Annotated in this window: 17 protein-coding genes and 1 tRNA gene; 16 read left to right on the top strand and 2 right to left on the bottom strand. The window is 35.7% G+C overall.

Annotated elements, in window-relative coordinates; translation table 11 throughout:
- Nucleotides 1–16 precede the first annotated feature (16 nt).
- The 16 genes from ACJJVW_RS04375 to ACJJVW_RS04300 all read left to right on the top strand — a co-directional run bounded on the left by ACJJVW_RS04375 (nt 17) and on the right by ACJJVW_RS04300 (nt 17,506).
- Nucleotides 17–89 (top strand) — tRNA-Met (locus tag ACJJVW_RS04375).
- A gap of 267 nt (nt 90–356) precedes the next feature.
- Entirely contained in the window at nt 357–1,034 is a 678-nt protein-coding gene (locus ACJJVW_RS04370) for a Crp/Fnr family transcriptional regulator (protein WP_405222702.1), read from the top strand.
- A gap of 271 nt (nt 1,035–1,305) precedes the next feature.
- Nucleotides 1,306–1,971, top strand: coding sequence for a DUF6796 family protein (locus ACJJVW_RS04365; RefSeq protein WP_405250867.1), 666 nt, complete (start codon nt 1,306–1,308; stop codon nt 1,969–1,971).
- On the top strand, nt 1,964–3,616 hold the full coding sequence (locus tag ACJJVW_RS04360) for a CRTAC1 family protein (RefSeq protein WP_405250866.1): 1,653 nt from the start codon (nt 1,964–1,966) through the stop codon (nt 3,614–3,616). The genes ACJJVW_RS04365 and ACJJVW_RS04360 overlap by 8 nt, the downstream gene beginning before the upstream one ends.
- Nucleotides 3,617–3,628: 12 nt before the next feature.
- Entirely contained in the window at nt 3,629–3,895 is a 267-nt protein-coding gene (locus tag ACJJVW_RS04355; protein ID WP_405250865.1) for a hypothetical protein, read from the top strand.
- On the top strand, nt 3,895–4,275 hold the full coding sequence (locus ACJJVW_RS04350; RefSeq protein ID WP_405250864.1) for a hypothetical protein: 381 nt from the start codon (nt 3,895–3,897) through the stop codon (nt 4,273–4,275). The genes ACJJVW_RS04355 and ACJJVW_RS04350 overlap by 1 nt, the downstream gene beginning before the upstream one ends.
- Before the next feature lies 1 nt (nt 4,276).
- Nucleotides 4,277–7,792 (top strand): metallophosphatase, encoded by a 3,516-nt coding sequence (locus ACJJVW_RS04345; protein WP_405250863.1) that lies wholly within the window; start codon nt 4,277–4,279, stop codon nt 7,790–7,792.
- A gap of 29 nt (nt 7,793–7,821) precedes the next feature.
- A complete protein-coding gene (locus tag ACJJVW_RS04340; protein WP_405250862.1) occupies nt 7,822–9,429 on the top strand; it encodes a glutamate synthase-related protein in 1,608 nt (535 codons plus the stop codon).
- 11 nt (nt 9,430–9,440) lie between these two features.
- The gene (locus ACJJVW_RS04335; protein WP_405250861.1) at nt 9,441–10,193 is read left to right on the top strand and encodes a hypothetical protein; all 753 of its coding nucleotides are present in this window, start codon (nt 9,441–9,443) and stop codon (nt 10,191–10,193) included.
- 58 nt (nt 10,194–10,251) lie between these two features.
- Complete coding sequence (locus ACJJVW_RS04330; RefSeq protein WP_405250860.1) at nt 10,252–10,623, top strand: hypothetical protein; 372 nt, start codon at nt 10,252–10,254, stop codon at nt 10,621–10,623.
- 11 nt (nt 10,624–10,634) lie between these two features.
- A complete protein-coding gene (locus tag ACJJVW_RS04325; protein ID WP_405250859.1) occupies nt 10,635–12,584 on the top strand; it encodes a thiamine pyrophosphate-binding protein in 1,950 nt (649 codons plus the stop codon).
- A gap of 172 nt (nt 12,585–12,756) precedes the next feature.
- Entirely contained in the window at nt 12,757–13,410 is a 654-nt protein-coding gene (locus tag ACJJVW_RS04320; RefSeq protein WP_035335779.1) for an ion channel, read from the top strand.
- Nucleotide 13,411: 1 nt separating this feature from the next.
- On the top strand, nt 13,412–14,659 hold the full coding sequence (locus tag ACJJVW_RS04315) for a cation:proton antiporter (protein WP_405250858.1): 1,248 nt from the start codon (nt 13,412–13,414) through the stop codon (nt 14,657–14,659).
- Nucleotides 14,660–14,797: 138 nt separating this feature from the next.
- Nucleotides 14,798–15,424, top strand: coding sequence for a Pycsar system effector family protein (locus tag ACJJVW_RS04310; RefSeq protein ID WP_405250856.1), 627 nt, complete (start codon nt 14,798–14,800; stop codon nt 15,422–15,424).
- Nucleotides 15,425–15,678: 254 nt separating this feature from the next.
- Nucleotides 15,679–16,551, top strand: a complete 873-nt coding sequence (rimK, locus tag ACJJVW_RS04305; protein ID WP_298330521.1) for a 30S ribosomal protein S6--L-glutamate ligase — start codon at nt 15,679–15,681, stop codon at nt 16,549–16,551.
- On the top strand, nt 16,544–17,506 hold the full coding sequence (locus ACJJVW_RS04300) for a succinylglutamate desuccinylase/aspartoacylase family protein (RefSeq protein ID WP_298330519.1): 963 nt from the start codon (nt 16,544–16,546) through the stop codon (nt 17,504–17,506). Before rimK ends, ACJJVW_RS04300 begins: the two co-directional genes overlap by 8 nt.
- Before the next feature lie 75 nt (nt 17,507–17,581).
- Here ACJJVW_RS04300 and ACJJVW_RS04295 read toward each other — a convergent pair whose 3' ends face one another.
- Together ACJJVW_RS04295 and ACJJVW_RS04290 are read right to left on the bottom strand one after the other, a co-directional pair.
- Nucleotides 17,582–17,995, bottom strand: coding sequence for a YeeE/YedE family protein (locus ACJJVW_RS04295; RefSeq protein WP_405250855.1), 414 nt, complete (start codon nt 17,993–17,995; stop codon nt 17,582–17,584).
- A 3-nt stretch (nt 17,996–17,998) separates the two neighbouring features.
- Nucleotides 17,999–18,556 carry a YeeE/YedE family protein gene (locus ACJJVW_RS04290; RefSeq protein ID WP_405250854.1) on the bottom strand — a complete coding sequence of 186 codons (558 nt, stop codon included), beginning with the start codon at nt 18,554–18,556 and terminating at the stop codon, nt 17,999–18,001.
- Nucleotides 18,557–18,624 lie beyond the last annotated feature (68 nt).

The following is an 18,624-nucleotide window of genomic DNA, read 5'->3' as shown; positions in this document are numbered from 1 at the left end:
TTACTGGAACATATATCGCGGGATAGAGCAGTAGGCAGCTCGTCGGGCTCATAACCCGAAGGTCACTGGTTCGAGTCCAGTTCCCGCTACTAAGTAAAAAGCTTCACAGTAATGTGGAGCTTTTTTTATTTCCTCTAGTTTCCTACTGTACCTACAGTATATTCTCTCTACTTCATAATGATGTTGCAGCATACTATTTTGCTATTCCTAAGCATTTAGACAGTTTTCTTAAAAAAAAGTTTTCACATTCTAGTTGATTACTCTAAAGTGTCGCCTGAAGTAAGTATTCTCAAAATAAGTCGTCCAAACCCTAAACTATTTTACTACTATTGTTGTGTAACCTAAATGATTAATGCTTGAAGACAATCACAAAATACTGGTTTTTAGAGGGTTTTAATCTCTTTAAGAAGCTCGGAATGATCAATATGATGAGAATGTGCGAGATTCTTGAAATGGATACTATAGAAAAAGGTAAGCGCATCGAACTTAGAGATGAGCATAAGAATAGTGTTTTTTTCTTAAAAAAGGGAAGTGTCAAAATTGTAGATAAAACGAGCAACACTGCTAAGTACATAGTTAAAAGGGGAAATGTCTTTGGGGAGCTTGCTTTATATGATAAGGCAGCTGCAAGTGAAGAAATTGCTTATGCGTTAGAAAGCTGTGTTATATGTTATATAGAATCCAATGAGATGGAAGCGCTTATGGATAAGCACAAATCCCTTAAAAATGGACTTCTCAAAATCTATGGCTTACGTATTCAAAAACTTGAACGACGACTACATGATTTGTTATACAAAGACAGTACAACAAGAATTAAGGAGTTTATATCAGATTATCTAGAAGAATTTGGAGAGGCTGAAGTATCTGGTCGTTTACAGGCTAAGAACCTTTTAAGTCACAAGGATATTGCAAACCTCACAAATACTTCTAGGCAAACTGTTAGCAATGTATTGAGTACCATGAGAAAAGAAGGCGTTATAAATTATAATATGGAATTCATTTCAAAAGCATCTCAGAACCTTGATGAGGTTTAAAGCGACTATTTGAACAATTGTGTTGAGTGATTCTAGCTTACTATAGAGATTTCAATTTTTAACGTAGTGTACAGTGGTCCTGCAAACCTATAAGTTCTTACTTGAACAGGTAATAGTTGATTACCATTTAAAGGACAAAATATTCTCAAGTTCTACGATTTGTGAATGAAAGCTATTAGCTACTCTATATAATAATTAACAAATTTTTTCAATTTATGAAAGGAATTTTAACATAAGTCGACACAAACCAAACTAACTGATTGAAAATTAGATGAAACTAACCAAATTTTTAGGCTGTCTAGGCCTTTTCGCTTCGCTCCTTGTTGGGCTGGGTGAGTATCTTTTGCATTACTCTCCTGATATTTTAGAACATTCAAAAGACTATGAGTTTTTCAAATACGTGTCTTTAGGTAATCTATCGATGGGACATTATATAACAATTATAGGATTACCATTTTATTTTGCGGGTTATATACACATATATAGAATGCTTAAATCTGGTAATGAGATGTTAGCTCGAGTTGTTCTAGCGGTAGGTTTTATTGCATTTGCAGTAGGAGGTGTTTGGATAGGTTCTCGAGCATCAATAGGTAATGTAGTGCATCTAAAAAATAGTATAGACGCTACTACCTACACAACCATCTTAGATCATTATACAGGCCACATGGAAGTGCTGGTCAAAATACTCCGTATAGTTATAGCAGTATTATCTATTGCTTTCATTGCGGCGATCCTTAAAGGTGGAACCTACTATAAAAAATGGATGGCTTTCTTTAGCCCTATAGCGATTCTCATATTATTAGTAATTATAGGTAAAATTATTCCATCTCTAGGAGCACACATGTTACCTATTTTAATGAATGTAACTCATTTCATACTCTTCACGCTTTCTCTTATTCAATTAAAAAACCTTACTAAAAACCATCAAAATGCTTAAAAAAATACTTAAAACACTTGGCGTCATTATTCTTCTTTTAATCATTTTGGTTTTAGGTTTTTTTTGGAGAGATTCAGTTTCAGACAAGTATGATATTACAATCTCAGAAGAAAAAATACCAACATTCACTCCAATCTCTATAGACTTTAATCATCAATATAATGGTGATAAATCATTGCCTATTGCTCCATCAGCATTAATTGATATTGACAATGATAATATAGATGAGGTCTTCTTTGGAGGTGGGATGAATCAAGAGGATGCGATTTTTGCCTTCAGAAATAACGAATTTGTAAATATTTCTGAAGAGGTCAATTTACCTACAAAGGGTAAGACCACCACTACTGTTGGTGTTGTCTCTGCCGATTTTGATAATAATGGGTTTACGGATATTATTTTAGGTAGGGAGGATGGCCTCCGTATTTACTATAATACGAATGGCAAATTCACTGAAAAAATTATTGACACTCCTATGAATGCCAAATCTAACCCAGCTGGAATTACTGTTGGTGATATTGATAAAGATGGTGATTTAGATATTTTTCTTGCCACATACCTTAAAAAGGAATTGATGGAGGGGCAAACCATATTTGAGGATTATACCTACGGTGCTACTAGCGAGCTCTTACTTAATAATGGCGATGATACGTTTGTAAGTATTACCAAAGCTGCCGGTCTAGATTACATTCATAATACTTTTCAAGGAGTATTAGTAGATATTGATGATGATACGTGGTTAGACTTAGTTGTGGTCCATGATACAGGAGAGGCTAGAACTTATAGAAACAATGGAGATTTAACTTTTACGATGAAGCCTAATCCGCTCACTAAGAAGTTTGCTTATCCTATGGGATTAGCGGTAGGTGATTATAATAATGATGGATTAGTTGATTTTATGTTTTCAAATACCGGGAGTACTCTACCTAGAGTACTTGCAGAGGGAGACATAAAAGACGCTTCATTGTTTAATGAGAAGTGGATTTTATTTAGAAATGATGGGGATTTTAAATTTACAGATACAGCAGAAGAGGCTAAAATAGCAGATTATGAATTTTCATGGGGTTGTACCTTTGCAGATCTTAATAACGATGGTCTTCAGGATCTTATGGTTGCAGAAAACTATGTAGACCTAGCTCCTAATAAACTTTTTAAACTACCTAGTAGAGTCCTTATTCAAAAAGAAGATGGAACATTTGCTCCTACTGAGAAAGAAAGTAAACTTGTAAATCCTCACTATGCAATTACATCATTAGTAAGTGATTTTAATCAAGATGGCTACTTGGATATGATTTGGGTAAATATCGATTCTCCTGCGCTTGCTTATTTAAATGAGGGTGGCACAAATAATTACCTACAGGTAGATCTAGGCGAGACAATTAGTGCGCAAGGTGCTAAAATAACTGTAACGACGCCTACAAAGAAATTAACAGATTGGTTAGTTACTGGAGAAGGCTTAGCTAGTGATCAAACATCATTAATTCAATTTGGACTAGGTGCAGAAACTACCGTTTTAAATATTAATGTACGCTTATCAAATGATAAGGAGGTTAATGTTGCAAATCCAAAAATTAATAGCATTGTTGACTTAAAGTCTTTAATTAAAGATAGTCAGGATACTGAAGAAGTTCTAGATACTCAAGAATAATACAATATCAAGATGAATTTTATAAAAGAATTATTTGCAGATAAGGTTAAAGCTGTATCTGATCTATCGATAGGGTATTGTCCAAATTGTTGGGGTGATCAGGAGTATGATAATCTTATAAGAGAAAAGTATAATGACGTCCAAATAAATGTAAACAACCACACTGCTAGTTATGCGTTTGTACAGGATTTCATTGTAACTCATATGGATGGAATCAAACTTAAGAGTACTGTAAAAGGTACTGAGTGTCCTACTTGTAAAATTGTATACAAGAAATAATGAGTACAAAAATCACATACTATTTAATTGTTGTACTCTTAACTATAGGGCTGTATGGAGCGGGAACTCTCGTGATTGACGAACTCGCCACTGGGGATAGTTGTCCAAAAATACTGCACATACCGATGTGCATTGTAGTACTAGTATGTTTTCTAGTTCCACTTGTAGCACATCTTCTTAAAAAATGGAATGTATTGTATTTTCTATTTGCAGGATTAGCTTTTGGCATAGCCTTCATCGCATCTATAATGCAATACCTAGGAGAAGCTAAGTGCCCAAAAACAGAATCAGGAACACCTATGTGTTACTATTCCTTAGTGCTATTTAGTAGCATAATTGGTTTAAGAATTTTTTATTTAAAATCTAAGAATGACCACTAATATGAAAACTTTCCATCTAAAAAAATTACCTCTATTATGTGCGTTACTATTAGTAAGCTATTTTGCTACTGCACAACAATTAGAGACTTCCATATTTGTAACTGCAAATACAGGAAATACAGACGATCAAGCTGTTTTAACTAAAATAAATAATGAAGCCAAAACATTAAGTGATTCACAATTACTCATACTTGGTAATGCAGTATCTGACAATGGTTTTACAAAAGGAGCTAGTGCAGAAATAGCATCGCAACTAGAAATATTAGAATCATTTAACGGTAAAGTGATTTTTACTCCAGGTCAGAACGAATGGGCTGCTAATGGGCACAGAGATGTGAGAAAGATAGAAGCGTTTATTCAAGAAAATAGTAAGTCAAAATTCTATCCAGATAAAGGTTGCCCCATTAAAAAGGCAAATATTACTGACAACGTCGTTTTAATAACTGTAGACTCACAATGGTATTTAGAAGATTGGAATGATCATATTTACCTCAATGAAAATTGTGATATAAAAAACAGAACAGACTTTTTCTTAGAGTTTGAGAGTATGATTAAAAAATCTCAAGGAAAAATCATTATGGTTGCGATGCATCATCCTGTTTTTTCTAACTCTAATGAAGGATTTATTTCTAGAACAGGTGGTACCTCATTGCATGACTTTCAAAATAAGCAAAATAGAAAATTTAGAAATCGTCTAGTCACTCTTGCAAGACAGACAGAAGATCTCATTTTTATATCGGGACGTGATAAAAATTTACAATACATTAATAAGCATGGAGTTTCTCAAATTATAAGTGGAGCCGCAGGTAAAACAAGAAAGGCATCTGTAAAAGGTGATAAAGATTTCGCTTCAAGCGAAAATGGCTATGCACGAATTGATGTTTTTAAAAATGGTACTGTAAGAGTTTCTTTTCAAGGTATCTCAACGCCATTCTCAGCTACAATCATGGAGGCAGAGAAGGAAGAAATCGTTAATTATAAAGAAAGAAGTAGCTTTAATAATACGTTTAGCTCATCTGTATATACGTTAGAAGAAACCGAAAAAAGCAAACTGTACAAAGATCTTTGGGGAGATCATTATAGAGATTTATATAGCAAAACAGTTAATGCCAAAGTTGCTTTTATAGACACATTAAAAGGAGGGCTCACTCCTGTAAGACGAGGAGGTGGTCACCAGTCTAAATCGCTGCGACTAGAGACTAAAGACGGAAAGGAATATGTAATGCGAGCTCTAAAGAAAAGCGCGATTAAGTTTTTACAATCTACTGCGTTTCAAGACAAATATGTAGAAGAAGAACTAGAAGGAAGTTTTGCAGACAAATTTCTCTTAGATTTTTATACAACTGCTCATCCTTACACTCCTACAACTATAGGAACTCTCGCAGATGCTGTAAATATTTTCCATACTAACCCAGAGTTGTACTATATACCTAAACAACGAGATTTAGGTGAGTATAATGATGAGTATGGTGATGAGCTATATTTACTAGAAGAGCGTGTAGAATCTGGTCATAATGATTTAGCAAGTTTTGGAAAGCCTAAAGATATTTTAAGCACCAGTGACGTTCTCTTAGAAATTAATAAAACAGGTAAGTCTATCGTAGATGAGCCTTCTTATATAAGAGCAAGATTATTTGACATGCTCATAGGGGATTGGGATAGGCATGAGGATCAATGGAGATGGGCTCTTTTTGAAAATGAGGATGGATCAGAGATTTGCAAACCCATACCGAGAGATCGAGATCAAGCTTTTTCCATATTTGACGGGAGTGTTTTAAACTTCCTAAGCTGCGCTGTGCCTAGCTTACGTATGATGCAATCTTATGATGAGGAATTGCGTAGTCCTAAATGGTTCAGTTTTGAGCCTTATCCTTTGGATATGACTTTTATCAATAAATCAGACTGGAAAGACTGGGAGAAAGAAGCAATGGCCTTACAAACTGGACTTACAGATGATGTTATAGAACTAGCCTTTGAGAATGTTCCAGTAGAAATGAAGGGTCAAACCATTGAGGATATTAAGAGAAAACTTAAGGGAAGAAGAGGGAATATTGTAGATATAGCTCGCCGTTATTATGATTATGTAAACAAGCATGAAGTAATAACAGGTACGCAAAAAGACGATGTCTTTAATATTAAACGACTTCCTAATGGAGAAACTAAGATTGAGGTTCAAAGGAAAGACCTTGGCATTTTTGAAAGAACGTTCATAAAAGATGAAACTAAAGAAATCTGGATCTACGGTTTAGACGGCAACGATACCTTCAATGTAACAGGGAAGGGAAATGATTTAATTACCATCAAGGTTTTAGGAGGAAAGCAAAATGACATTTATAATTTTGAGAACACAAAGAAAGTTAAGCTCTACGATTATAAAGGGAAGAATAATACCATCGTTAATAGCAAGTCAAAAAAATGGTTAGTTGATGATTATGAAATTAACAACTACGACTATAAAAAACGTAAATACAGTATTAACCAATTTTTACCCATCATAGGTGCAAACCCAGATGATGGTCTTAGAATAGGTTTTGTAAATAATTTTACAACTTATGGTATCCAGCGCAATCCATTTACTACAAAGCATTCAGTAAGCGCTTCCTATTATACAGGTAATTCTGGTTATGATGTTTCATATAAAGGTGAGTTTTCAAATTTTTTTCATAACTGGAATTTTGGTGTAGAGGGAAAATATACGAGTCCAAATTTTGCACAAAACTTTTTCGGTTTTGGTAATGAAACACTTTATGATAAGGATGATGTAGATATTGACTTTAATCGTGTAAGTATAAAAGAATGGAATGCTGCAATATCATTAATCTGGAATGGCAGAGATGGAGGTTCATTTTATGTTAAACCTTTAATTGAGTCCTTTGAAGTAGAAAACACCGAAGATAGATTTATTAACTTCTTACCATCTTCGGCTACAGTTTTTGAGAAGCAAACTTATGCTGGTCTTGAGGTTAACTATGGTTATAAGAATAAAGATGATATTTCTTACCCTACATTAGGGTTAGATGCCGGTATCACGGCAGGTTATAAAGCTAATATTGGTGGAGAAGACATCGACAATAAATTTGGATATGTACGTCCTCACATAGCAATAGACCATAGACTAAACAAAAGTGCCAGTATCGTACTAGCTACAAAAATAGGAGGAGAAGCTATTCTAGGTGATAATTTTGAATTTTATCACGGTGCCTCATTAGGAGGTAATCATAGTTTGCGCGGATTTAGAAAAGAACGCTTTATAGGTAAATACTCAGTGTATCAAAATACAGATTTGAGATTGTTGCTAGGTAAATTTAAAACTAGTTTTATCCCTCTCAAGTATGGTGTAACCGGTGGTTTTGATTACGGAAGAGTATGGGTAGAAAATGATAATTCAGACAAATGGCATAATAGTGTAGGGGGCTCCTTTTGGGTAAGTGGCTTAGAAACTTTTACCACTAATCTAGGGTATTACTCAAGCACAGATGGTGGAAGAATCGTGTTTTCCCTAGGCTTTGTCTTTTAATATTAAACTTCAAAAAAATTATATAGTATATGAAACAGCCCGTAGCAATAATTCAAGTAGACAGTTTAAAAAACAAAGAGCCAGAACATGCGCTCGTAAATGGACTTGATCTAGTCGTCGTAAAATTTGATGAAGAAATTTCTGTACTTTACGGGAGATGTCATCACAGAGGGGCTTTAATGTCTGATGGTCACGTAGATGGTGAAAATTTAATTTGTGGAGTACACGGATGGGATTATCGTGTAGACTCAGGCGTTTCAGAATATAATAATAGTGAGGTGTTGCATAAATTTTCTACCAAAATAGAAGGTGGAATGCTTATGGTAGATGCATTTGAGATAGATGCATATCTCAAAAAGAATCCGCAACCTTTTGATCGAGATGAATACCTAGGAGCGTATGCAGATACCCATCCAGAAGATACAGAACCTTATACGGGTTATATAAAAGAGCTTGCAAAAAATGGCTTAAAGAACATAGGTCATCACGGTTTTTCTGCATCCATGGGTGTAGATAGAAACACACTTCCTAAATGGGATCATATTCAATTTTTACCCGCGCAACTAGCTTCAAGACCACTACTAGATGAAGAAGCAGTTGCTACAAAAGTTGTTATAGGGCCTAAAGCACAGAAACCGTTAACCATAGATATGCCTTTGTTTGTGAGTGATATGAGTTTTGGTGCACTATCACGTGAAGCAAAAATTGCTTTGTCAAAGGGAGCCCAACTAGCAGGAACAGGTATTTGTTCTGGAGAAGGAGGGATGTTACCAGAAGAGCAAGCAAATAATTCAAAATATTTTTATGAGCTCGCTTCCGCGAAATTTGGATTCTCTTGGGATAAATTAGATAACGTTCAAGCTTTCCATTTTAAAGGTGGCCAAGGTGCCAAAACAGGTACTGGAGGGCACCTGCCAGGCAGTAAAGTAAGTAAAGAAATTGCCGAGGTAAGAGGGTTGAAAGAAGGAGAGACAGCAATATCACCAGCTACATTTCCAGATTTTCATGGTGTTGAAGATTTTAAAGCTTTCGCGAAAGCGGTAAGAGAACGTACAGGAGGTATTCCCATAGGATTTAAAATTGCAGCTAGCCATATAGAAAAGGATATCCAGTTTGCTCTAGATGTAGGTGTGGATTACATTATTCTGGACGGTAGAGGAGGAGGAACAGGCTCTGCGCCTACCGTTTTGAGAGATCATATTAATGTACCTACCATTCCAGCACTCGCTAGAGCGCGTACTTATCTAGATAAAGTAGGAGCAAAAGATGTAACCCTTATAATTACAGGAGGTTTGCGCGTAGCAGAAGATTTTGCAAAAGCATTAATGCTAGGAGCAGATGCAATAGCAGTTTCAAACTCTGCATTGCAAGCTATAGGATGCTTAGGAATGCGCGCGTGTGGGAGTAATAATTGTCCAGTAGGTATCGCTACACAAAAGGAATCTTTGCGTAGTCGTTTAATTATTGACTCATCTGCAAAGCAGTTACAAAACTACTTTGAAGCTACAAACAATTTAATTAGAGTTATAGCAAGGGCTTGTGGGTATGACGATATTGAAAAATTTAATCAAGATGACCTTTCTACATACGATAGAGATATACACTTCTTGACAGGAATTAATTATGCTGGAATTTAATACGACACATTATGGACACTATAGAAAAACAATTACACATCGCTTCTCAATACCTAGCTGCAGCAGGAATAAGTTTTTTACCTAAAGAAGAAGACGATAGTCATACAAACCTAGGGTTTAATCCTGAGGGAGGTTTCCTTGAGACTCACCCACTGTCTGATGCTAATGATAAGCTCATATTAAATTATAGAAACTTTAGTTTAGAATGGAAATCTAATACAGTATCAAAAATAATTAGTCTTGATGGAGCGACTCATAAAGAGCTTCTAGTATGGATTTCAAATAGCTCTCGTGAATTTCTCAATAAAGAATATTCGTATAAATTTCACTATGAATTGCCTTACACTATTGATGATAATTTCACCTTTAAATTATCTGATGTTGAGGATTTAAGTGAGATGATGCATCTACGCATTCTGGCTCAATTTATTCTTGAAAGGATAGACAACAACTATAATCTCAATGCCTCTATAAGAATCTGGCCACATCATTTTGATACTGGAATTTATAGCCAGATACCAGATTCAAGCATAACTATTGGTTTAGGACTAGCGATTCCAGATAGCGTTTGTGATAATCACTATTTATATATCACTGGTTACAAAGGAGGTCAAGCTATAGATACTTCTGGACTAGAACCACTAACCTTAGGTACGTGGAAATCTGACGGTTTTAAAGGTGCCATACTCGATACTAGCGGAATTGTAGAGGCAGATGGCATGAAGTTCTTTAAAGAGGTAATCAATCTATTACTAGCGGTATAAAATATAAGTCTACTAGAAGTGCTGGATCTATTCAAGTAACCTAGACATCATGTAAATTATGGAAAACTGGTATCTGCCTATTACGATAGTTCCTGGATTGGGATTGCTTATTCTTTCTACATCCACTTTAATGGTGGCATTGAGTAATGAGATAAACCAGATGATTGAGCAATCCAAGCAAAAGGAGATGATTAGTCACAAGCTAGTGCAGTTAAAGTTATTAAATACAGCAATGGTTTTTCTTTATGTAGCAGTAGCATTTCTATTAATCTCAAGTGTGATTAATGGGCTGTTTGATTTAGAAAGAACATCATTATACACTAGTGTTTTTGCAATTATTCTAGCATTAATAGGGATTCTTTCTTTAATAACATATTCGTTTAGAGCAGTGAGAATACGTCAGCAGCAATTTAAAAATAAGTTGAATTAAATATAAAAGATATGGACTCAAAGGGCAAAAAATGGTACAAGGTATTAGACAATAGAAAAATGCTTCCTGAAGGACGAGTCCAGACAGTAACCGCTGGTCATCAAGGTATTTGTTTAACTCATTACAAAGGAAAATTTTCGGCTTTAGATAATGCTTGTCCACATCAAGGTGGACCTCTAGGTGAGGGGTCTATTGAGAATGGTATGCTGCGCTGTCCATGGCATGGCTGGGACTATGATCCTTGCACAGGAAATTCTCCTGGAGGCTTTGACGATGGAATAAAGAATTTTGAAGTGAAGGAGGAGGGTGAGGCTATTTATGTTGCAATCCCAGAAGAGGAGCCACACAAAGAGACCATATCTGACGTGATGATTGAGACCATGGTAAATTGGGGTGTAGATACCGTTTTTGGAATGGTAGGGCATAGTAATCTTGCTGTGGCAGATGCAATGAGAAGGCAGGAGGAAAAAGGGAAGTTACAATATTTTGGAATCAGACATGAAGGTGCAGCAGCCTTTGCAGCCTCAGGATATGCAAAATTAACAGGTAAGCCTGCTGCTTGTTTTGGTATTGCAGGTCCAGGTGCGACAAATATGTATACTGGAATGTGGGATGCAAAGGTGGATAGAGTACCCTTGCTAGCGCTTTCTGGTCAAGTTAACACTCAAGTGGTGGGTACAGGCGCTTTTCAAGAAGTAGACCTGGTGAAGGCTTTTGATAGCGTGACCCAATTCAACCACGCGGTTCATTTAAATTCTAATCATAGTGAGTTGATGTCTCTTGCTTTAAAGACGGCTCTTGTAAAGAGAGATGTGGTGCATTTAACCTTTCCAGATGAGGTAGCGTTTACAGAGAAGCCAGAAGGGGCAAAGGCACAAACTCCAGAAGATAGAATTACTCCTTTTAATATAAGCCCTCCGAAGGAGATGGTTGAAAAGGCTCTACAGCTACTTAAGAAAGCAAAAAGACCAGCAATTATAGTGGGGCATGGCGCACGTTTTGAAATGGAAGCTATTACCGCTTTCGCGAAAGCGTTAAACTGTCCAATCATCACCACTTTTAAAGCAAAAGGATTAATAGCAGATAAGCACCCTTTAGGTTGTGGAGTTTTAGGGAGAAGTGGTACTCCTATAGCATCATGGTTTATGAACGAAAGTGACTTGTTATTTGTGCTAGGTGCTTCTTTTTCTAATCATACGGGTATCACTCCAAAGAAGCCAATCATTCAAGTCGATTACGACCCTATGGCTCTTAGTAAACATCATAAAGTAGATGTTGCTTTATGGGGAGAAATCTCAGAAACAATGAAAATCATTACGGCTCAGACTAATAATATGACTGTGGCAGTAGATCAACGTGGAGAAATAAAAGAGCGCTGGAGACTATGGCGCGAAGAAAAAGAAAGCCGCCTTCAAGACTGTGGCGATGGACTTAGTTCTATATCTGTATTTGATGCCATGAATAAAGTTACGCCAGAAAATGCAGTAATAGCTGTTGATGTGGGTAATAACACGTATTCATTTGGAAGATATTTTGAGCCTACAAATCAGTCTGTATTAATGTCTGGTTATTTAGGTTCTATAGGTTTTGCTTTGCCAGCAGCCATGGGTGCTTGGGCAGCAGAAGGTGATAAAAGACCTATATGGTCTGTATCTGGTGATGCTGGTTTAGGTCAATATCTAGCGGAAATAAACACCCTTGTTAAGTATAATATGAATATTAAGCACATTGTACTCAATAATTCAGAACTAGGGAAAATATCAAAGGAGCAACGTGCGGCAGAGGTTGATGTATGGCAAACCTCATTAACAAATCCGAGTTTTGCAAAATATGCAGAAAACTGCGGTGCTCTGGGGATTCGCGTTGAGAAACTCGAGGATTTATTGCCAGCTATGAAGAAGCTTAATGATCATGATGGCCCTGCGCTATTAGAAGTAATCACAGACGTAAATTTAATATAGACACTACACATTAGAACAGGTTTATGAAGTAAGGAGTTTGACAACTTAGGGTATTGTTTTAGAAAGCTTATTGATCTGTAAAGTGCACTAGAAGTAGATCATTAATATAGCAAAAGAGTCTAAGTTGAGGTTGATTGCTATTAGAAGGGTTAATTTATAAATTATAAATAAAATGAGTAGGCTTAATTCCATAATAGCAAATTATAAATACCTGATTGCTATATTAAGTGTGTTCAACTTTCTTTTAACACCTTTTCATATTCTTATTACGGGTATAAGCCCGGCTTATGTTACTGTCATAAATTATACCTTATTAATCATAGGGAGCTCCTTACTAGCAACTAACAAGCTGGCAAAATCTATCACCTATATCATTGGCTTTTTTACATTGCTCGCTATATGGTTAGAACTCTCTAATGACGGTTCGATAGTGATATTAATTTATAGATTAGTGTCCTCCTTTTTATTATTTGCTTGTTTTTGTGTCATTTTAGTGAGACAATTATTGCTCATAAAAGAGATAAACCTACAGTTTATATTAGGGCCTTTATTGGGATTCCTTTATCTAGGTATAATAGGAGGAGTTCTTTTTGAATCTATTGATTTAATAAATAGCGATTCGTTTAGGTTAATTGAGGGATACTCTGGTTATAGCTTTTACTATTTTAGTTTTATAAGCATTACTACAGTCGGTTATGGTGATATCACACCACTTACAGCACCTGCTCAGTCTATAACATTAGTGATGAATATAATAGGCCAATTTTATCTAGCTATTGTAATCGGAGTGTTTGTAGGGAAGTATATTAATACAAAATCAAAGTAATATGTTTGAATCTTTTAGTATTGTATTTACAATTGCGGCTCTTTTTAGTTATATAAATTACAAGTGGTTAAAATTACCGACAACGATTGGGTTAATGATTTTAAGCTTGCTTTTAATTATTCCATTAACATTAAGTGAAACTATATTCCCGGAATTCTATAAATTCTTTTGTGATATTATCGTTAAGGCAGATTTTAAAACCCTCCTACTCGATGGGATTTTAAGTTTTTTATTATTTGCAGGAGCATTACATGTTAACCTTGCAGCACTCGAGGAACAGAGGAAATCAATTTTATTATTTGCCACCTTAGGTGTTCTTATATCTACTTTTTTAGTAGGAGGCCTTGTCTTTTTTGGTGCACAATTAATTGATGTAGAGTTACCTTTTTTACACGCCCTGTTATTTGGAGCTTTAATATCACCTACTGATCCTATCGCTGTAATGGCAATTCTGAAAAAAACAAATATTGCAGAGTCTCTAGGTATTAAAATAGAAGGTGAATCTTTATTTAACGATGGGATAGGCGTTGTCGTTTTTTCTGGAATATTATTGATTGCCACAGCTACAGAGCATCATAGCGCTGCCCAGATAGGCACAGAGATTGGACTCTTATTTCTAGAAGAAGCTGTAGGAGGCATTCTTTATGGACTTCTCATCGGATTTTTAGGATTGAAGTGTATCAACTCATTAAAAGATAACCCACAACTAGCCGTAATAATCACCCTAGCTGTAGTCATGGGAGGAACATCTGGCGCATTTTTATTGAATGTCTCGGCGCCATTAGCTATGGTAGTAGCAGGGTTACTTATAGGAAATAAAATACATATAAATGAAGATAAAAACCCGATACAAAAAGCAATCAATTCTTTCTGGGAAATACTAGATGAGGTCTTTAATGGTATTTTATTTGTCCTTATGGGGCTCGCTATTCACTTATTAGAATTTAATAGTAGTTACTTCATATTAGGAATAATGGCTATTTTAATTGTTCTTTTTGCCCGGTTTTGCTCTGTGTTTTTACCGTACTCATTACTTAAACATGATGAGAAGAAGCCTATTAAAACTATTGCAATTTTGACTTGGGGTGGATTGAGAGGCGGTATATCTATTGCACTAGCACTAAGTTTAAGTGATGAGTTATCAAAAGACTTAATACTGCATATTACATATATAGTTGTGCTATTTTCTATAATCGTTCAAGGACTTTCAATAGGTGTTTTTGCAAAAGCGATATATAAAAATGACTAGCAATATAAACTCTTAGTATTCATATTAAGAGTCATTGTTATATTTGACATCAAGTAACTGTAATTGACAGGTACGCAGCTGTTTTGATCAGTAATTAAGAGTGCGTCTCAGGCGATGAGTAATTTTTTAAAGGTAATTATGAGCGATAAAAAAGAGAAAAAAGAAGAAGATAAATATTTAATGGCAGAGCTTAATATAGATAAAGAAGCCTTAAAGCAGTTAAAAAAGAAGCTTGCAAAGCTAGAGCCACGCTCAGAACGTGGGGTAGAAACTTTATTTAGACTGCTTTCTAAAAATCAATATACATTAAATACAATGATTGATACAAAATCAAATATTTTGATTTCTATCAATGCACTTATTTTGTCTTTAGTATTAGGAACTGTCATGAGCCAGCTTAGCGCAGACCCGCACCTAATATATCCTGTAGTTCTCATTCTCATTACAAACTTGTCTTCTATCGCTTATGCCATATTTGCAACCCGTCCAGAATTGATTCATGGAGATAGGAATGCCCGTAACTTAATGTTTTACGGTAATTTTCAAGATATGGAGGAGCATGAGTATGTTGAGAATATTACCTCATTGATGAATGAGGGTGATGAGCTTTATAAAACAATAGCAAAGGATACGTATCATTTAGGTAAAACGATGGATAGAAAATTTAAACTATTAAGAAAATCCTTTAATATCTTTCTAGTGGGTATTATTCTTTCTGTAGTGGCTTTCTTGGCTTGTCATATGCTGTTTGGAGGGATGATATAAAGATTAGACTTAGACATAGATTCCCACCGCTATGATTATTAAGTAATGATCTTATAAAAAAAGCTTCAATGCAATGTGGAGCTTTTTTTATGCGCTGTATTTTGCGATAAGTGAATAGGTTTAACTGCTTCACATAGTACCTATTATAAAAAAGCATTAATAGTTATGTGATTAAGCACAAATATTTACCTCAAATAATATTAAATAACCACTTATTAGATTATCTTCTCGGCAAAAGAAACTAAATCCACATTATGAGAATTGTAGTGCTATCACAGAATCCAAATTTATATTCAACAAAGCGTCTTATCGAAGCGGGGGAGAAAAAAGGTCATGAGATGATCATTATTGACCACACTAAGTGTAACCTCGTTATTGAAAAGAAAAACCCTACTATTGTCTATAAGGGTAAGGAGATAAAGGATATTGATGGGGTAATCCCGAGAATAGGGGCTTCTGTAACATTTTTTGGTACAGCAGTAGTGAGACAATTTGAGATGATGAAGGTCTTCTCTGCAACAGAATCTCAAGCATTAGTAAGATCACGTGATAAATTAAGAAGTTTACAGATATTATCAAGAGCAGGTTTAGGACTTCCTAAAACAGTTTTTACAAACTACTCTAAGGATGTTGGTCAGGTTGTAGATGGAGTAGGAGGAGCGCCACTTGTAATTAAATTACTTGAAGGAACGCAGGGCCTAGGTGTAGTACTTGCAGATAATAAGAACTCTGCAGAGTCTATACTAGAAGCTTTTAATGGTTTACAAGCAAGAGTAATTGCTCAAGAATTTATTAAAGAAGCTGGAGGAGCAGATATACGTGTTTTTATTGTAGACGGAGTAGTAGTGGGAGCTATGAAAAGACAAGGTAAAGAAGGAGAGTTTAGATCTAACTTACACAGAGGAGGAAGTGCAAACGTTATCGAACTCACAGACGAAGAGGAAAATGCGGCGCTTAAAGCAGCAAAAGCAATGGGATTAGGAATTGCAGGAGTAGATCTCTTACAATCTTCTCGTGGTCCATTAATTCTAGAAGTAAACTCGTCTCCAGGTCTTGAAGGGATTGAGACTGCAACAGGAAAAAATATTGCAAACTACATTATAAAGTACGTAGAGAGAAATGCCTAATGATATTGAAATACTAGGGAACGCTGTTTCTTTAGGAAAAGGATTACAAGTAAACCTAGACATTGCAAAGCTTCACACTAGAACAAAGATTGAAGTGCCTATCATTATTGAGCGAGCACCAAAGCCCGGTCCATGTATTCTTATTACTGGCGGTATTCACGGTGATGAGGTCAATGGAGTAGAGATTGTAAGGCAGATTGTTTCAAAAAAATATAATAAGCCAACTCACGGTACGATCATATGTATTCCTGTGGTAAATGTTTTTGGTTTTCTTAATCAGACGCGAGAGTTTCCAGATGGGAGAGATCTCAATAGAGTGTTCCCTGGTAGTACAAGGGGTTCGCTGGCGAGCAGGTATGCATATAATTTAATGACAGAGATTATACCACATGTTGATTACTGTATGGATTTTCATACAGGTGGTAGAGAGCGATTTAATGCTCCACAGATAAGGATCAATGAAGATGATGAGACACTAGAGCTTGCCAAAGCCTTCGGAGCACCATTTATACTCAAGTCACAAAATAGAGAGAAATCCTTTAGAGATTCTTGTGTAAAAAAGGGGAAGAAAGTACTGCTTTTTGAAGGAGGGAAATCTCTTGCAATAGATAGCGACATTACAGACGCTGGAGTTACAGGAGCTTTAAAAGTAATGCACCATCTCGGCGTGCGTGATTTTACAAAAGAACTTTCTGATGATTATAGCTGGAGGGTAGAAGCAGAGTCTATCGTTATCGAGAAGTCATTTTGGATCAGAGCACGATATTCTGGAATGTATAGACCTCATGTAAAAGCTGGGACTTTTGTAGAAAAAGGCGATGTAATTGCGAGTGTATCTGGACCTTTTGGTGATTTTGAAAAAAATATAAAAGCACCTAATTCGGGATATATTATCTGTATCAATCATGCTCCTATCGTAAATCAAGGAGATGCTATTGTGCACATTACAAAATAATAACTCTTTTTAAGTAGTTACGCTTTCGCGAAAGCGTAACAACAACACTCAATATAGATGAAGGATAAACAGCCTCTAGTGAGGTAGTTTATCCTTTAATAATCCATATACGAATGTACCCAACAGCGAGGCAGCAATAACTACAAGAATAGGAACGTAACCTGCTCCTATTAAGGTAAACATAGGTCCTGGACAAGCTCCTGCTAGTGCCCAGCCTAAACCAAATAAAACGCCACCTATCATGTAACGACTAAAGCTTTTTGCCTTAGGGTGAAAATGAATCTTCTCACCATAAAATGATTTGATGTTGAGACGTTTAATAAGTTGTACTACTATAATGCCTATCACTAGCGCAGATCCTATAATTCCATACATGTGAAATGACTCAAACTTGAACATTTCATAGATACGAAACCACGAAGCAGCTTCAGATTTAAACATAGTTATTCCAAAAAGAATACCGATTAGCAAATATATAAGTGTTCTCATTTTTTAAAATATAAAGGGGAATAGTACATGAATCATAAACAGGCCGCCTATAAAAAATCCTATAACGGCGATAAGTGATGGTAGTTGTAAATTACTTAAACCAGAAATGGCGTGACCGGAAGTACATCCACCCGCATATCTAGCACCGAAGCCCACTAAAAATCCACCTATAATTAATAAGACTAAGTTTTTAAAGCTAAGTAATGCGCTTGTGTCAAATAGCTCTGTAGGTAAATAGGCTTTTCCCGCACTATTAAAGCCAAGGTTGTTGAGGTCTGTTATTGTGTCTGGATTAATAGCTACTGCGATGTCTGTAGATAGCCATTGAGATCCTATATACCCGCCTATAATCGCACCTAGAACCACAGTGAGATTCCATCGTTGATGTTTCCAATCAAATTTGAAGAAATCTGCTTTGTTTCCTGCGCCGCAGATGGTGCACATCGTTCTTAAGTTAGAAGACATTCCAAAATTCTTACCTACCATAATAAGTAAAAACATGATGAAAGCAATGATGGGTCCTGATACATACCAAGGCCAGGGGGAGAAAATCCAATCCATGTTATTATTTTATGCAAATATCAACTTTTAAAGCAAGCTTATTTGTAACCTAGGTTACTCAAATAGAT

Source organism: Dokdonia sp. Asnod3-C12, assembly GCF_045063975.1.
In the GTDB taxonomy this organism is placed as follows: Bacteria; Bacteroidota; Bacteroidia; order Flavobacteriales; family Flavobacteriaceae; genus Dokdonia.
This window is presented reverse-complemented; position numbering and strand designations above follow the sequence as displayed.

Coding starts and splice junctions, on each gene's coding strand:
- ACJJVW_RS04310 (WP_405250856.1), top strand. CDS start 14,798: ATGAGCGATAAAAAAGAGAAAAAAGAAGAAGATAAATATTTAATGGCA.
- ACJJVW_RS04365 (WP_405250867.1), top strand. CDS start 1,306: ATGAAACTAACCAAATTTTTAGGCTGTCTAGGCCTTTTCGCTTCGCTC.
- ACJJVW_RS04300 (WP_298330519.1), top strand. CDS start 16,544: ATGCCTAATGATATTGAAATACTAGGGAACGCTGTTTCTTTAGGAAAA.
- ACJJVW_RS04355 (WP_405250865.1), top strand. CDS start 3,629: ATGAATTTTATAAAAGAATTATTTGCAGATAAGGTTAAAGCTGTATCT.
- ACJJVW_RS04290 (WP_405250854.1), bottom strand. CDS start 18,556: ATGGATTGGATTTTCTCCCCCTGGCCTTGGTATGTATCAGGACCCATC.
- ACJJVW_RS04315 (WP_405250858.1), top strand. CDS start 13,412: ATGTTTGAATCTTTTAGTATTGTATTTACAATTGCGGCTCTTTTTAGT.
- ACJJVW_RS04295 (WP_405250855.1), bottom strand. CDS start 17,995: ATGAGAACACTTATATATTTGCTAATCGGTATTCTTTTTGGAATAACT.
- ACJJVW_RS04325 (WP_405250859.1), top strand. CDS start 10,635: ATGGACTCAAAGGGCAAAAAATGGTACAAGGTATTAGACAATAGAAAA.
- ACJJVW_RS04320 (WP_035335779.1), top strand. CDS start 12,757: ATGAGTAGGCTTAATTCCATAATAGCAAATTATAAATACCTGATTGCT.
- ACJJVW_RS04360 (WP_405250866.1), top strand. CDS start 1,964: ATGCTTAAAAAAATACTTAAAACACTTGGCGTCATTATTCTTCTTTTA.
- ACJJVW_RS04330 (WP_405250860.1), top strand. CDS start 10,252: ATGGAAAACTGGTATCTGCCTATTACGATAGTTCCTGGATTGGGATTG.
- rimK (WP_298330521.1), top strand. CDS start 15,679: ATGAGAATTGTAGTGCTATCACAGAATCCAAATTTATATTCAACAAAG.
- ACJJVW_RS04340 (WP_405250862.1), top strand. CDS start 7,822: ATGAAACAGCCCGTAGCAATAATTCAAGTAGACAGTTTAAAAAACAAA.
- ACJJVW_RS04350 (WP_405250864.1), top strand. CDS start 3,895: ATGAGTACAAAAATCACATACTATTTAATTGTTGTACTCTTAACTATA.
- ACJJVW_RS04345 (WP_405250863.1), top strand. CDS start 4,277: ATGAAAACTTTCCATCTAAAAAAATTACCTCTATTATGTGCGTTACTA.
- ACJJVW_RS04335 (WP_405250861.1), top strand. CDS start 9,441: ATGGACACTATAGAAAAACAATTACACATCGCTTCTCAATACCTAGCT.